The following is a 13,655-nucleotide window of genomic DNA, read 5'->3' as shown; positions in this document are numbered from 1 at the left end:
AGGGGCGGGGTTACTTCACGGCCGCATGCCAGTACTGCGACAGCAGTGCTCCCTCGTTGGGTGCCACGCTCTTCGGGTCGGTGAACACCGCGACGTGCGTGGACGCGCTCTTCAGTACGACGTTGTTCTTGCCGGAGGCGGCGGGGATCCCGGACTTCAGGTCGACCGCGAAGTCGAGGGCGCCGAGCAGGCCGCAGCCGTTGGCACCGGGGACGGTGTACGTCGCGTCGCCCTGGTCGGCGTCGTCCGCGTTGATGCGCCCGAGAACACCCGTCGGGTTGGCCGTGCCGTCCGGGTCGAACCGGCCCTGGGAGACGGCCGGCGCGGTCACGTTCTGCGGGCGCAGCACGATCGGGTCGGACGCGGAGCCGATGTAGCAGGAGTCACCGAGGAGCGGGTTGTCCAGCTTGATGCGGACCGGGAGCGTAATGATCGGCTTGCCCTGCTGGACACCGTTGAGCAGCTGGAAGTCGGTCGGAGTGTTCACCGATTCGACGGTGGCGGTCACCCGGTTCAGGGTGTTGTCGGTCAGCTGCTTGCAGATGTCACTCACCAGCGGAATGTCGCTCGGACACATCAACCCGAGCAGCCCGCCGGGCAGTTCGGCCGGGTCCGCGACGAGCGCGCCGCCCGGGGGCGAGACCACCGTGGAGGTGCCGCCGGGGTGCGTGACGACGCCGGCCTGGAGGTCGGTGCGGCCCGTCGGAACCTGGGAGTTGCCCAGCTTGATGGAGCCGCTCGCCGAGCTGGAGGCGATACAGATCGCCACGTCGGTCTGGCCGTCGGCGGCGAGCATGGCGGGGTTGTCGACGGGGCAGCGGGTGAACGGGGCCCAGGCGCCGCCCAGTTCGGTGGCGGCCGACGACGGTGCCACGGCGGCGAGCGTGGCCAGAGCTGTCACGGCGAGCAGCGTTGCGGGTCTGCGGATACGCATGGTGAATTCCCTTCGCGGAGGTCGAAGGTGCGCGGGGAGAGGTAGTGGGTCCATCCGGACGTTACTGACGGGAAACCCCCTGCGGCAATGGGCTCGTTGACGGGAATTCAGCTACTCGCGCGTTTGTAGCGGGCTGAGCAATACACGGACCGAACTGCTCACCGAGTGAGTATTTTCGCGCCCGCCGCCCGAAGTCCTCATCCGGCGACAAGAAGCAGCGACCCGATTGAGCAACGGCCGACAAGAAACGCAGCGAATTCTCTCACCAGCAAGGAATCTCACGACACTCCATTGCGGGCCGCGGTTACTTGCTCGTAACGTCCCTTCCTAGGCGACGGACAGCCGCTCCCTCACATCGGCTGCGTCCGCACGGAGTTGAGCCGTAGCCCGCCCTGGTTCCCGCCGGGCGGCGCATTCCATCTCGTACGCCACCCATCCCTTGGAGGGATTCATCGTGCGCAGAATCGCCCGAAACACTGCTCTCGCCGTTGCCGCCGCAGGCGCGGCCCTCGGACTGTCCGTCACGCAGGCCTCGGCCGGGGCGCTGGCCACCTTCACCGTCTCCGGCGGCACCTCCTACACGGCCCACGCGGTCAACCCGACCCTGTCCGTGCCGGCCACCACGCTCACGTGTGACTCGTCGGACGCTTCGGGCACCCTCAAGAACGGCAGCGGGCTCGACGGCGCCGGCATCGGAACCGTCGGCAACATCTCCTTCACCAACTGCAACGTGGGCGGCATCGGCTTCGACGTGACGCCCAGCACGCTGCCGTGGTCGATCAATCTCGACAGCATGAACGGCACCGACGAGGCCGACGGCACCATCTCCGGGATCAAGGCCAGCATCAGCGGCATCGGCTGCTCCGCGTCGTTCTCCGGCAGCGTGACGGGTCACTACACGAACAGCACCCACACCCTGCACGTCACCGGTGGCGGCACCCTGGCGGCGGACCCCGGCGCCAGCTGCCTCGGCCTGATCAACCCGGGTGACCCCGCGGACTTCGTCGGCGACTACGTCCTGGACCAGACCCCGGTCGTCTCCTCGCCGTGAAGCCCTGAGCTCGCCCCCATGCAGCCCGCCGCCGGTCGGTCACCGGCGGCGGGCCCGGCCGCGTCCAGGGAACGGCACGCACCAGCGGAGGTCAGCAGATGAGAGTGCAAGGGCGGCAGGGCGGACGGTCAGGTGTCGCGCGCACACTGCGGATGGCGCCGGTCGCCGCCGTGGTACTCGCCGCGGGCCTGCTGTCAGGTCCTGGCTCGCAGGCGGACGAAGGTCAGCCGACCGTGGAGATCGCCTACGACTGCGCGGTCCCCGACCACCCGTCCTCGAATGCGTCGGGTACGCCCGACAGCACGGACGCCACGCCCTCCGCGGGCACGACCCTGCGCGCGTCCGTCCGGATCGGCACCCAACTGCCGTCGTCCGCCGAGCCGGGCCGCCCGATCAGACCGGGTGACGTGACGGTGGAGACCGACCTGCCGTTCGCCGGCCTGGCCTCCCTCCTCCCCCAGGGGACGGACGGCTTGGCCGGCGACGCGTCACTCGGCGTCCGGATTCGCCAGGGCGCGGAGTCGGCCGACGCCACCTGGTCCGCGCTGACGGCCAGCGCCTCCACCCCACCGCCCACCGACACCCTGCGCCTCGGCCACACCGGCCCGGCCCCCACGATCACCGTGAGCGAACCGGGCTACGTCGACCTCTACGCCACCGAACTCTCCCTGAGACTGACCCCGTTGACGAAGGGGGTACCCAGCACCGAAGCCGCGCTCACGCTCGACTGCGCCCCCGCCGAGAAGGACCCGGCGCGCACCCGCCTCGCCCACATCAGCGTGCCGGACGGCACGGGCCCGACCGGCACCCCCTCGGCGAGCGCCCCCGACGGCATCGGCGCGCCACGCGAGGGCCTCACCGTCACCCCGCCGGACAGCGGCACCACAGGCGCGGACACCTGCCCGCCACCGCCGCCCACCGGAGTACCGGACCTCAGTCAGCTGCCGGAGCCCCTGCCCGGAACGGTGCTCGGCCCCTTGCTGCCCCACCCGGGCGTTCCCGCGTGCGCGTACGCGGTGGGCCTGAGCACCGTACGCAAACAGAACAGCTCCATGATCATCAATGATCCGGCCAAGGAACCGGGCCTGATGAACATTCGCGCGGCCATGCAGACGCAGTTCAGGGCGTCCGGGCCGTTCTACACCCGGATCGACAGTCTGGGCGAACTCGACCTGCCCGACGCCGAATCGACCTTCCTCTCCTTCGGCTTCACACCCGTCACCGCCAAGGCCTCCTTCAAGAACGAGCCGATCACCATCTCCACCGGCACCATCGGCACCTCCCCCAACGCGATGCCGTTCGCCGTCGCGACGTTCTTCCAGTCGCTGCGCGTCCACGACGTGAAGATCAACGGCACACCCCTGGACGTCGGTCCCAACTGCCACACGGAGCGCTACCGGGCGACGTTGCGCGGCGACTTCACCTCGACGACCGGCCGTTACATCAACGTCCTCTCGGGCGGCATCCTCAAAGGAACGGTCGACATCCCGGCGTTCACCGGCTGCGGAGCGAACGGTGAGAATCTCGACCGCCTGTTCACGGCCGGGATCAGCGGCCCCGGCAACGACATCATCATGAACCAGGCCCCGACCTGCATCCCGGGCCCTCCGCGTGCCCAGTGCCCGCCCGTCATCCCGCCCCTGCCCGGAGGCAAGACCTCCTGAGAACGTTCGCTTCCGGACAACCCTCTCCCAAGTGGTGTACGTCACACGCAAGTTGCTCTAGCTTCAGGAGTTCCCAAAGGTATGCACCTGACGGCCACCGCAAGGGCCACATGGGCCACACCATGGGCCCGTGCGGTACCCGTCCCCCACCGGGCGCCCGTACACCGAGGACCGTGCCATGCCCCAGCACGTACAACCACCGGACGTGAACGAGCCGTTGGGCCCGCTGCCCAGGGAGTTCGCCGCCATCATGCGGCCCGAACTCCCCGGTCTCATCAAAGAGATCAGAGTCGAGGTGACCCGCGCCTACCCCGAGTACGCGCAACTCCTCAGCGGACCGAACGCCGCCGCCATCCGCCAAGGCGTGGATCTCGCACTCTCCGCCTTCGTGGACCGTGTCGCCGACCCCGGCGCCACCTCGGACCAGCGCGACGAACTCCTCCGTAAATTCGGTCGAGTCGAAGCCTATGAGGGTCGCGACCTGGAGACCCTGCAGGGCGCCTACCGGCTCGGCGCCCGCGTGGCACTGCGCCGCACCAAGACCATCGGCCGCCGCTACGACCTCTCCCCCGCCCTGCTCCTCGCCTTCGCCGACGCGCTCTTCGCGTACGTCGACGAGCTGGGAGCGCTCTCACGGGAGGGCTATCTGGAGGTGCAGGCGAGATCGGGCTCGGCGTTCGAGGTCGTGCGAAGACGGTTGCTGCATCTGCTGCTCGCCGGCACTCCTCTGCATCACGCCACCATCAACGAGCTGTGCGAGCAGGCTGGTTGGCCCCTCCCCGAGGAGGCCACCCTCATCGCGCTGCGGGCTCCCGCCCCCGACCACATCCAGGCCGGCCTGGACCCCGACGTCCTCGCCGACCTCGGCATCCCGCAGCCCCACATGCTCATCCCGGGCCCGCTCACGGCAGAGCGCCGCGCCATGCTGGAGTCCGCCATCGGTACCGCCCCGCTCGCGATCGGCCTCACGTTACCGACCGCGCAGGCCTCGGACTCACTGCGCTGGGCGCGCAGAGCGTTACAGCTCGTGGACGATGACATCGTTGCCGACGCCCAAGTCATCGACAGTGCGGACCACTTGGTGACGATGTGGCTGCTCTCCGACCCAGCCCTGACCGCGCAGATCGCGACCCGCGAACTCGCCCCGCTGGCCCCCGTCTCCGGCAAGCGCCGCGCCCGCCTCGTGGAGACCCTGCACGCCTGGCTCACCACCCGCGGCACCGCGGACCAGGTGGGCGACGTCCTCGGCGTCCACGCCCAGACCATCCGCTACCGGCTGCGCAACCTGGAGGCCCACTTCGACACCCAACTGGCCGACCCGGAACGCCGGTTCGCCATGGAGGTGGCGCTGCGCGCGCAGCATCTCCAGGGCGGCGGCGTGTCCGAACTGAACTGACTTCCCTACGAGTTCACATACCCGGCGACGAACAGGCGGAACGCCTCCGGCGTGAACGTGAGGCTCGGGCCCGCCGTGTTCTTGGAGTCCCGAACGGCGACAGCGGCGCAGGAGGTTCCGGCGACCTCCACGCACTCGCCGCCCTGGTCACCGCTGTACGAGGACTTGACCCAGGCGAGAGCCCCCAGCGGCGCGCACTCCACGCACGAGCCGCCCTGGTCACCGCTGTAGCTGGACTTACGCCACTGGATGCTCGCCATAACGCTCCTCCATCACCTGCCGGATCAGCTCGGCCGAGCCCGGGATGGACAGGGCGGCCGCCTGCAAGTGATCGTAACGGAGCGAACAGTCTTTGACGGTGGTCGGGTTGGCGGTCGGATGCCCTTGCCCGTAGCCCTCGGTGTAAACGATGGACGGGTCGCTCGGAAAGCGGAAGAGATCATACGGGCCCTGCAATCCAGCGTGCTCCCCGACGCTGAAGGACAGCACCTGAATGTTCACCGCAGGATCGTGCTCGTAAGCCAACAGGTGCGCGAGTTGGCCCCGCATCACCTCACGACCACCGATCTCCTGACGCAGCGCTGCCTCACCGAGGACGAACCACAGCTGCGGCGGCTCCTCCTTCTCCAGGATGCGCTGGCGGGCCAGTCGGACCTCGGTACGGTCGTCCAGGTTCGTCCGGTCCATCGTGCCGAGCACCGCCCGCGCGTACGCCCTGGTCTGCAACAGGCCGTGAACCATGCTGGAGTGGAACGAGCAGATCCCCTCCGCCCGCGCCTCCAACTCCGCAACTTGCTGGAACCACACCGGCAGTTGAGACCGCAGCACCAACCCGACGAGCCGCGACAGCAAACCATCCGCGCCCAGCGCCGCGTCGCACCGTTCGCTGAACTCCGGCGTCGGCAGCTTTCTCGCCGTCTCGATCTGGCCCACCAGGGACCCGGTGTAATTGACGATGCCCCCGAGCTGCTTCTGGGTCAGGCCGGCGGCCTCCCGGTGACGGCGCAGCTCATAGCCGTAGTAGTCGAGCGGCGACGCGCTCGGGTCGAGGACGTTGATGTGGACCACGCACAGCCCCCTCAACTCGGCCCACGCGTGGGCCAGTTGTATCCGGTCGATTGCACAGCGTAGTCAAGGCTCGTCACGCTCGTCCCATGAACGAGCAAACCGAGCAGCACGCGTACACGCTGCACCTCACCGTCGGCACCCACTCCGCCCGCCACGTACGCCGCATCGTCCGCGCTCTGTGCGAGGACTGGGCGATTCCGGCGGACCTGGGCCACGACATGGCGCTCGGCGTCACGGAGCTGCTGTCCAACGTCGTACGCCATGTGCCCGGCGCGCGAGCCGAGGTGCGGCTGCTCCACGACCCGGGCACCGGGCACCTGCGGGCGGAGGTGAGCGACGAGGGTGCTGCGCTCCCGCCGGAAGCACCGCACTCGGCCGACCCGTTCGCCGAGTCGGGCCGCGGCCTCGCCATCGTCTCGGCGGTCGCGACGAAGTGGGGTGTTCAGCCCTTGGCGGTCGGCAAGACCGTCTGGTTCGAATGCGTCGCCTCGTCCGCCTGACCGGTGGCCGCCGCCGTCACCGTCCGCGCCCGGGGCCGGGGCCCCTGGAGCATGTACGTCAGCAGGAAGCCGAGACCGACCACCGTCGCCCCGCCCACCGCGTCGAGCACCCAGTGGTTGCCGGTGGCAATGATCGCGGAGATCGTGCACAGGGGGTGGACGAGACCGATGGCCTTGATCCACCACCTCCGCGCGAACACGACGATCACGAGCCCGCACCACAGGGACCAGCCGAAGTGCAGCGAGGGCATGGCCGCGTACTGGTTGGTGAGCGCGGTCAGCGTGCCGTAGTCCGGCTTGGAGAAGTCCTGTACGCCGTGCACCGTGTCGATGAAGCCGAGCGCGGGCATCAGACGCGGCGGCGCCAGCGGATAGAACCAGAAGCCGATCAGGGCGAGCACCGTGGCGAAGCCGAGCGCCGAGCGGGCCCAGCGGTACTGGGCGGGCCTGCGGACGTAGAGGATGGCGAGGACGGTCAGCGGCACGATGAAGTGGAACGACTCGTAGTAGAAGTTGAAGAACGACTTGAGCCACGGGACCTGCGCCACCGCGTGGTTGACCCAGTGCTCGATGTCGATGTGGAGGAACTTCTCCAGGGAGTGGACCTGCGTGCCGTGCGCCTCGGCGGTGGCCCGGCCCCCGGAGTTCGTACCGCCCGTGGCGGCGAGCCTGACCTGCTGGTACGCGTAGTAGCCGACGCGGATCAGGAGCAGTTCGAGCAGCAGGTTCGGGCGGGTCAGGACCCGGCGCCAGAACGGCATGAGCGGGACCCGTGACCAGCGCGACGGGACGGGCTTCGCGTACTCGGTGGGGACGGGCGCGCGGTACTCGGGCGCGGTGCGGGACAGGAACGGGACGAGCGTGGCCGCGGCGACCGCGGCGATCAGCACAACGTTGTCGCGCAGCGGATCCGCGATCGCCGTTCCCGGCAGCAGCATCCGCGCGGGGAGCGTCATCACGAGGATGACCGCGACCGGCCAGACGTATCGGTCCGACGCCTTCTTGCCGACGCGGCCGACCAGCGCGAGCAGCACCCACAGGAGCTGGTGCTGCCAGGTCGTCGGTGACACGGCGACGGCGACGCAGCCGGTGAGGGCGACGGCGAGGAGGAGCTGTCCGTCCTGCGCGTAGCGCACCGCGCGCCTCAGCCCGACGACCGCGACGGCGGCGCCCAGGAGCAGGAAGAGCCCGATCTCCAGGGGGCCCTCCAGGCCGAAGCGCAGGAGCGCGCCGTGCAGCGACTGATTGGCGAGCCCGTCGGGGCTCGAACCGAGGCCCGCTCCCGCCAGGTGGTGCACCCAGTACGTCCACGAGTCGTGTGGCATCGCGGCCCACGCGAGGAGCGTGCACGCCGCGAACGTGACGCCCGAGGACACGGCGGCGCGCCGGCGTCCGGTGAACCACAGGAGGGGTGCGAAGAGGAGGACGGTCGGCTGGAGGGCGGCGCCGATGCCGATGAGGAGCCCCGAGCTCCGCTCGCCGCGGGCGGCGAAGCAGCCGAGCAGGACGAGGAGGACGGGGATGATGCTGGTCTGGCCGAGATGCAGGGTGTTGCGCACCGGCAGCGACAGCATCAGGAGGCTGACCGCGACCGGGGCGGCGAGGAGCGAGGTGCGCCGGGTGACGGGCTTGGGGAGGGCGCGCGCGGCGACGAGACCGAGGACGACGACGAGTCCGAGCGTCCCGAAGGTCCAGGCCCAGCCCAGCGCCTGCTCGGCGCCCCGCGCGAGCGGCTTCAGCACCAGTCCCCCGAACGGGGTACCGGTGAACCGGTCGGCGTCGTAGAGCGATCCCTTCACGTGGAGGACGCCTTCGGGACCGATCCAGGTCTCCAGGTCCGTGAGCCGCTCCCCGCTCGGGGTGCTCAGCACGGCTACGACCTGCCGCACCGCGAGCACCGCGGCGATCAGCCAGAGGCCCGCCCGGACCATCCCCAACCGCGCTGTCGCGGCTCCCGCCCCCAAGGCTTTGCCCGGTCCATGCTCCACGTTTGCCACGCGCCGTCGGCCCTCCCGCCATACGTACTGTCCCAAGAGGCTTGCACCACCCCCGCGGTGAGACGCAGGCAACCCCCGCTTCACCTGAGTGTCCACCGGTTTTTGACCGGATGACGATGATGCGGGGTCTGCATGGTTGCGGTCGAGGGCCGCGACATAGGTCACAGATTTGTCCGTTTGCGCAGCGCCGGGGCCGGGGCGTCGTGCCTGGCCGGACCCCCTTTTGCCACGATGTGCGACGACTCGAACACTACCCGTAATGATCGCGAATGCCCCTATGGTCGATTTCTGGCCGCCCCGCCGTGGGCGGCTTCGTCCGTCCCCACGCGGACATGTCCCTGTCCCCGTTGAAAGCAGGCGAGCAGACCCTTGTCGAGTGCTCTAACCGTCGCCCCCAGGACCAACGCCCCCGCGAAGGGCGCCTCCCCCGAGGTCACCGTCACCGACCCCGTGCTGGTCAAGCGCGCGGTGAAGGCGGCGGCGCTCGGCAATGCGATGGAGTGGTTCGACTTCGGTGTCTACAGCTACATCGCCGTCACCCTCGGCAAGGTCTTCTTCCCTTCGGGCAACCCCACGGCCCAGCTCCTCGCGACGTTCGGCGCCTTCGCCGCGGCGTTCCTCGTGCGTCCGATCGGCGGCATGGTCTTCGGACCGCTCGGCGACCGCGTCGGCCGGCAGAAGATCCTCGCCGTCACCATGATCATGATGGCGGCGGGCACGTTCGCGATCGGCCTGATCCCGTCGTACGCGACGATCGGCGTCTGGGCGCCCATCCTGCTGCTCCTGGCCCGTCTGGTGCAGGGCTTCTCGACCGGCGGTGAGTACGGCGGCGCGTCCACCTTCATCGCCGAGTACGCGCCCGACAAGAAGCGCGGCTTCTTCGGCAGTTGGCTGGAATTCGGCACGCTCGCCGGATACATCGGCGGCGCGGGCCTCGTCACGCTGATGACGGCGCTGCTCTCCTCGGACGACCTGCTCTCCTGGGGCTGGCGCATCCCGTTCCTGATCGCGGGCCCGATGGGCATCATCGGCCTCTATCTGCGCATGCGGCTGGAAGAGACCCCGGCGTTCGCGGCCGAGCTGAAGAACGCGCACGAGTCGGAGAAGGCCCGGCCCAAGGTGAAGGTGCGCGACATGATCACCGGCCAGTGGAAGGCGCTGCTCCTGTGCGTCGGCCTGGTCCTCGTCTTCAACGTCACCGACTACATGCTGCTCTCGTACATGCCGAGCTACCTCACCAGTGAGCTCCACTACGACGAGACGCACGGCCTCATCGTGGTCCTGGCCGTGATGGCGCTGATGATGATCGTCCAGCCGTTCGCGGGTGCGCTCTCCGACCGCGTCGGCCGCCGCCCGGTGATCGCCGCGGGCTGCATCGGCTTCCTCGCACTGTCCGTCCCGGCCCTGCTCCTGATCCGCAACGGCTCCCTGTGGGCCATCGCCCTCGGCATGGGCGCACTCGGCCTGCTCCTGGTCTGCTTCACGTCGGCGATGCCGTCCGCGCTGCCCGCGCTCTTCCCGACCCGGGTGCGCTACGGCTCGCTGTCGATCGGCTTCAACGTCTCCGTCTCCCTCTTCGGCGGCACGACCCCGCTGGTCGTCACCGCCCTCATCGGGGCGACCGGGAACATGATGATGCCCGCCTACTACATGATGGCCGCGGCCGTCATCGGCGGTATCGCGGTGTGGTTCATGACCGAGTCGGCGCGCCGCCCGCTGCCGGGCTCGCCGCCCGCGGTCGAGCCCGACGACCTGCCGCAGCCCAAGACCGCCACAGCCGCGTAACACCCGGAACCGCGCTCCCCCGCGCCCCGTCTGCTCCAACGCCGCACACGGCACGGACACACAGGGCACGACATCGGGGGCCGGCATGAGCACCGCACAACCACTGACCATGAGGGCCAGGGCGCTACTGACCGCCCTGGCCCTCATGGCGTTCCAGATCGCCGCGCTCGTGTCACCGGCGTACGCGTGCGGATGCGGGGCAATGGTGCCGCCCGCGGGCACGGACCTCACCGTGTACGACGAGACGTCCGCGGTGCGCTGGGACGGGCACAGCGAGCAGATCGTGATGAGCCTGTCGGTGAGCGGCAACGTGCGCGACGCCGCCTGGATCATGCCCGTACCGCACCGCGCGTCGGTCGAGCTCGGCGACCCGGGGATCTTCTCGCAGCTGAGCGACGTGACGGCGCCCGTCGAGCGCACCCGGCACCACTTCTGGCCCGGCTCCGACGACTGGCCCTTCGACGGCGGGAGCGGCGACGGCGCCGCGGCCGGCGCCCCCGCGCCCGGCGGCCCGGTCGAGGTGGTCGGCCGCGAGCACCTCGGGCCGTTCGACGTCGCCCGCCTCACCGCGACCGACCCCGCCGCACTCGCCGGCTGGCTCGACGAGAACGGCTTCCAGCTCCCCGACCGCCTCGACAGCGCGCTGCGCCCGTACGTCGACCAGGGCTGGGAGTACGTGGCGATCCGCCTCGCGCCCGCCGACGGCGACAGCGTGCTCGGCGGCGCCCTCGACCCGCTCCACCTCACCTTCGCCAGCGACCGCCTCGTCTACCCGATGCGCCTGTCGAAGCTCGCCCGCACCGAACAGCACCTGCGCCTGTACGTGCTCTCCGCCCACCGCATGGAGCCGCGCTCCAGCATCGGAGGCGACGCCCCGAAGGTCACGTACGCGGGCCGGATCCCGGCCAGGACCGGCGGGCCACTGCCCGAATTCGCCGACGGCGAGCGGTACTTGACCGCACTCACCCAGGACTTCCCGCAGCCGTCGCGCATCTACGACGACCACGAACTGCGGCGCACCGCGAGCGACGCCACGCACCGGAGCGTCGTGTGGGACGACGAACTCCTCACCGCCGGGGGCGTCCCGGTGTGGCTGCTCACCGTTGCGCTGCCCGTGGCCCTGCTCCTACTGGTGGCCGCCGTCCTCCGGTTCCGCCGGCACTCCCGTCGGCCGGTGCAGCCCCCGCCGCCGGTTCAGCCCCCGCCGCCGGTGCACGCCCCGCCGCCGCCCGGCTGAATCACGCGCGGCCCGCCGCCCCGTGCGCCCATCATGGGGCCATGGCTGAGCATGCACCCGAAGACCAGTGGACCGCCGTCGACGACTACCTGACCGGACTCCTCGCCCCCGCCGACGAGGCCCTGACGACGGCCCTCGCCGACAGTGAGGCGGCGGGCCTCCCGCACATCGCCGTCGCCCCGAACCAGGGCAAGTTCCTCCACCTGATCGCACAGATCCAGGGCGCGCGCCGCGTCCTGGAGATCGGCACGCTCGGCGGGTACAGCACGATCTGGCTGGCCCGCGCCCTGCCCGCCGACGGCGTCCTCGTCACCCTCGAGTACGACCCCCGGCACGCCGAGGTGGCCCGCGGCAACCTCGCCCGCGCCGGCCTCGACAAGATCGCCGAGGTGCGGGTCGGCGCCGCCCTCGACTCCCTGCCGGGCGTCGCGGCCGATCATCCCGACCCCTTCGACCTCGTCTTCATCGACGCCGACAAGGCCAACAACGCGCACTACGTCGAGTGGGCGCTGCGCCTGACCCGCCCCGGCAGCGTCATCATCGTCGACAACGTGGTCCGCGGCGGCCGCGTGACGGACGACTCCGGCGCGGCCCCCGACATCCGCGGCACGCGCGCCGCGCTCCAGCTGATCGCCGACCACCCGAGGCTGGACGGCACGGCGGTCCAGACGGTGGGCGTCAAGGGCTACGACGGCTTCGCGCTGGCGCGCGTACTCCCGTAATAACCGCCGAACTTCACTTCCTGACGATCTCTCACATCTCGTGATAGAAGCCCACGTTCACACTGCGGGACTCGTTGCGGTCCTGGACCACGACCTCACCTGACGCACCCGGCGCGAGAGCGGCAGCCCCTCCGTAGACGAGGGGCTGCGGCTGCCCGCCGGTCAGCGTGAGACGCACGTCGGACGACGGCTCGTCGTGCGAGCCGCGCAGCCAGAACACGGACCAGGCGCCGTCCTGGCCGCAGCGGAACTCGAGATGGACGCGCGAGACGAACAGCCAGTCGTCGGGCGTCGCGAGCCGGCACACGTTCCGGTCACGCCCCACGCGCAGCACGGCTCCCGGCTCGCTCGGCGCGTCGGCCATCAGCATCCCGGCCGTCGCACCCGCGTCCGCCCCCGCGACGGAGGCCATGGTCAGCTCCAGCACCCGCACAGCTCCTTCGGTCCTTCGCGGCCCGTCCGTACCGGGTCCGCCGACGCCGCATCCTAAGTTGTCCCCTGCCCGCGCGGGATGCCCTCTGGGACAATGGCCCCATGACCGAACGCAAACCACCCGCCGTCAGCTTCGAGTCATGGGTCGACAAGCAGATCCGCGACGCCGAGCGCGCAGGAGACTTCTCCCACCTCGCCGGAGCCGGGAAGCCGTTGCCGAGCACGGCCGACACGACGTACGACGAGAACTGGTGGATCAAGCAGAAGATGGCCCGCGAGGGTTTCTCCGTGCTGCCCCCGTCGCTCGCCCTGCGCAAGGAGGCCGAGGACGCGCTCGCCGAGGCGGCGCAGGCATCCTCCGAACGGATCGTCCGCAAGATCATCACGGACATCAACGACAAGATCCGCGACATGATGTTCAAGCCCCCGCCGGGCCCACCGCTCGGCCTGAAGCCGTACGACGTCGAGGAAATCGTCCGCGACTGGCACGAGCGGCGCGGGGCACACGGGGCCTGACGCCGATCTCACGCGGCGGTGCGCGAGGATGGGCGCATGAGCGTAGTCAAGATCAACGTGCTGACCGTTCCCGCCGAGCAGCGGGAAACCCTCGAGAAGCGCTTCGCGTCCCGCGCCGGCGCCGTGGAGAACTCCGACGGCTTCGAGTGGTTCGAGCTTCTCCGCCCCATCGAGGGCACGGACGACTACCTGGTGTACACGCGGTGGCGCGACGAGGAGTCGTTCACGGCGTGGATGGAGGGCTCCATGAAGGAGGCCCACCAGGGCGGCGCGGACCGGCCGAAGCCTGCCTCGACCGGTTCCTCGGTGTGGTCCTTCGAGGTCGTGCAGCAGGCGGCGCCCAAGTCGTAGTC

General features: G+C 70.1%; 14 protein-coding genes. 9 read left to right on the top strand and 5 right to left on the bottom strand.

What is annotated here, in order from left to right:
* Positions 1-10: 10 nt before the first annotated feature.
* On the bottom strand, positions 11-934 hold the full coding sequence (locus tag AC07EJ_RS04955) for a hypothetical protein (protein ID WP_389476017.1): 924 nt from the start codon (positions 932-934) through the stop codon (positions 11-13).
* Between the two features lie 454 nt (positions 935-1,388).
* Between AC07EJ_RS04955 and AC07EJ_RS04950 the strand changes: the two genes are divergently transcribed.
* The 3 genes from AC07EJ_RS04950 (at position 1,389) to AC07EJ_RS04940 (ending at position 5,045) form a co-directional block, all read left to right on the top strand.
* The gene (locus tag AC07EJ_RS04950; protein ID WP_389476019.1) at positions 1,389-1,985 is read left to right on the top strand and encodes a hypothetical protein; all 597 of its coding nucleotides are present in this window, start codon (positions 1,389-1,391) and stop codon (positions 1,983-1,985) included.
* 152 nt (positions 1,986-2,137) lie between these two features.
* Positions 2,138-3,649 (top strand): DUF6801 domain-containing protein, encoded by a 1,512-nt coding sequence (locus tag AC07EJ_RS04945; protein WP_478883805.1) that lies wholly within the window; start codon positions 2,138-2,140, stop codon positions 3,647-3,649.
* A gap of 178 nt (positions 3,650-3,827) precedes the next feature.
* Positions 3,828-5,045 carry a PucR-like N-terminal domain-containing protein gene (locus AC07EJ_RS04940; RefSeq protein WP_389476023.1) on the top strand — a complete coding sequence of 406 codons (1,218 nt, stop codon included), beginning with the start codon at positions 3,828-3,830 and terminating at the stop codon, positions 5,043-5,045.
* Positions 5,046-5,050: 5 nt separating this feature from the next.
* On the opposite strand, the gene AC07EJ_RS04935 is transcribed toward AC07EJ_RS04940, so the two are convergent.
* Both AC07EJ_RS04935 and AC07EJ_RS04930 read right to left on the bottom strand, forming a co-directional pair.
* Positions 5,051-5,305 (bottom strand): DUF397 domain-containing protein, encoded by a 255-nt coding sequence (locus AC07EJ_RS04935; RefSeq protein ID WP_389476025.1) that lies wholly within the window; start codon positions 5,303-5,305, stop codon positions 5,051-5,053.
* Entirely contained in the window at positions 5,283-6,113 is an 831-nt protein-coding gene (locus tag AC07EJ_RS04930; protein WP_478883804.1) for a helix-turn-helix domain-containing protein, read from the bottom strand. The genes AC07EJ_RS04935 and AC07EJ_RS04930 overlap by 23 nt, the downstream gene beginning before the upstream one ends.
* An 86-nt stretch (positions 6,114-6,199) precedes the next feature.
* Here AC07EJ_RS04930 and AC07EJ_RS04925 point away from each other — a divergent pair, with 86 nt between their 5' ends.
* Complete coding sequence (locus AC07EJ_RS04925) at positions 6,200-6,613, top strand: ATP-binding protein (RefSeq protein WP_389476029.1); 414 nt, start codon at positions 6,200-6,202, stop codon at positions 6,611-6,613.
* Here AC07EJ_RS04925 and AC07EJ_RS04920 read toward each other — a convergent pair.
* Positions 6,556-8,610 carry a bifunctional glycosyltransferase 87/phosphatase PAP2 family protein gene (locus AC07EJ_RS04920; protein WP_478883803.1) on the bottom strand — a complete coding sequence of 685 codons (2,055 nt, stop codon included), beginning with the start codon at positions 8,608-8,610 and terminating at the stop codon, positions 6,556-6,558. The two genes, AC07EJ_RS04925 and AC07EJ_RS04920, sit on opposite strands and share 58 nt — an antisense overlap.
* 369 nt (positions 8,611-8,979) lie before the next feature.
* On the opposite strand from AC07EJ_RS04920, the gene proP reads away from it, so the two are divergent.
* The 3 genes from proP to AC07EJ_RS04905 all read left to right on the top strand — a co-directional run bounded on the left by proP (position 8,980) and on the right by AC07EJ_RS04905 (position 12,354).
* Entirely contained in the window at positions 8,980-10,395 is a 1,416-nt protein-coding gene (proP, locus tag AC07EJ_RS04915; RefSeq protein ID WP_393582647.1) for a glycine betaine/L-proline transporter ProP, read from the top strand.
* Between the two features lie 85 nt (positions 10,396-10,480).
* Positions 10,481-11,632 carry a DUF2330 domain-containing protein gene (locus AC07EJ_RS04910; protein ID WP_478883802.1) on the top strand — a complete coding sequence of 384 codons (1,152 nt, stop codon included), beginning with the start codon at positions 10,481-10,483 and terminating at the stop codon, positions 11,630-11,632.
* 41 nt (positions 11,633-11,673) lie between these two features.
* Positions 11,674-12,354, top strand: coding sequence for an O-methyltransferase (locus AC07EJ_RS04905; protein WP_478883801.1), 681 nt, complete (start codon positions 11,674-11,676; stop codon positions 12,352-12,354).
* Positions 12,355-12,385: 31 nt separating this feature from the next.
* Here the strand turns inward: AC07EJ_RS04905 and AC07EJ_RS04900 are convergent, their stop codons facing one another.
* On the bottom strand, positions 12,386-12,781 hold the full coding sequence (locus AC07EJ_RS04900; RefSeq protein ID WP_389476039.1) for a hypothetical protein: 396 nt from the start codon (positions 12,779-12,781) through the stop codon (positions 12,386-12,388).
* 107 nt (positions 12,782-12,888) lie between these two features.
* Between AC07EJ_RS04900 and AC07EJ_RS04895 the strand changes: the two genes are divergently transcribed.
* Positions 12,889-13,302, top strand: a complete 414-nt coding sequence (locus AC07EJ_RS04895) for a DnaJ family domain-containing protein (protein WP_393582652.1) — start codon at positions 12,889-12,891, stop codon at positions 13,300-13,302.
* Between the two features lie 36 nt (positions 13,303-13,338).
* Positions 13,339-13,653 (top strand): antibiotic biosynthesis monooxygenase family protein, encoded by a 315-nt coding sequence (locus AC07EJ_RS04890; protein WP_389476043.1) that lies wholly within the window; start codon positions 13,339-13,341, stop codon positions 13,651-13,653.
* Positions 13,654-13,655: the final 2 nt, after the last annotated feature.

The sequence above is a fragment of the Streptomyces sp. NPDC045026 genome (assembly GCF_056432625.1).
Note: the sequence above shows the minus strand (reverse complement) of the source record. Positions and strands in the feature narration are given on the sequence as shown.

Excerpts from the sequence above, each read along its gene's own strand:
- AC07EJ_RS04895 (WP_393582652.1), top strand. The coding sequence starts at position 12,889 with ATGACCGAACGCAAACCACCCGCCGTCAGCTTCGAGTCATGGGTCGAC.
- AC07EJ_RS04910 (WP_478883802.1), top strand. The coding sequence starts at position 10,481 with ATGAGCACCGCACAACCACTGACCATGAGGGCCAGGGCGCTACTGACC.
- AC07EJ_RS04945 (WP_478883805.1), top strand. The coding sequence starts at position 2,138 with ATGGCGCCGGTCGCCGCCGTGGTACTCGCCGCGGGCCTGCTGTCAGGT.
- AC07EJ_RS04955 (WP_389476017.1), bottom strand. The coding sequence starts at position 934 with ATGCGTATCCGCAGACCCGCAACGCTGCTCGCCGTGACAGCTCTGGCC.
- AC07EJ_RS04890 (WP_389476043.1), top strand. The coding sequence starts at position 13,339 with ATGAGCGTAGTCAAGATCAACGTGCTGACCGTTCCCGCCGAGCAGCGG.
- AC07EJ_RS04905 (WP_478883801.1), top strand. The coding sequence starts at position 11,674 with ATGGCTGAGCATGCACCCGAAGACCAGTGGACCGCCGTCGACGACTAC.
- AC07EJ_RS04940 (WP_389476023.1), top strand. The coding sequence starts at position 3,828 with ATGCCCCAGCACGTACAACCACCGGACGTGAACGAGCCGTTGGGCCCG.
- AC07EJ_RS04935 (WP_389476025.1), bottom strand. The coding sequence starts at position 5,305 with ATGGCGAGCATCCAGTGGCGTAAGTCCAGCTACAGCGGTGACCAGGGC.
- AC07EJ_RS04925 (WP_389476029.1), top strand. The coding sequence starts at position 6,200 with ATGAACGAGCAAACCGAGCAGCACGCGTACACGCTGCACCTCACCGTC.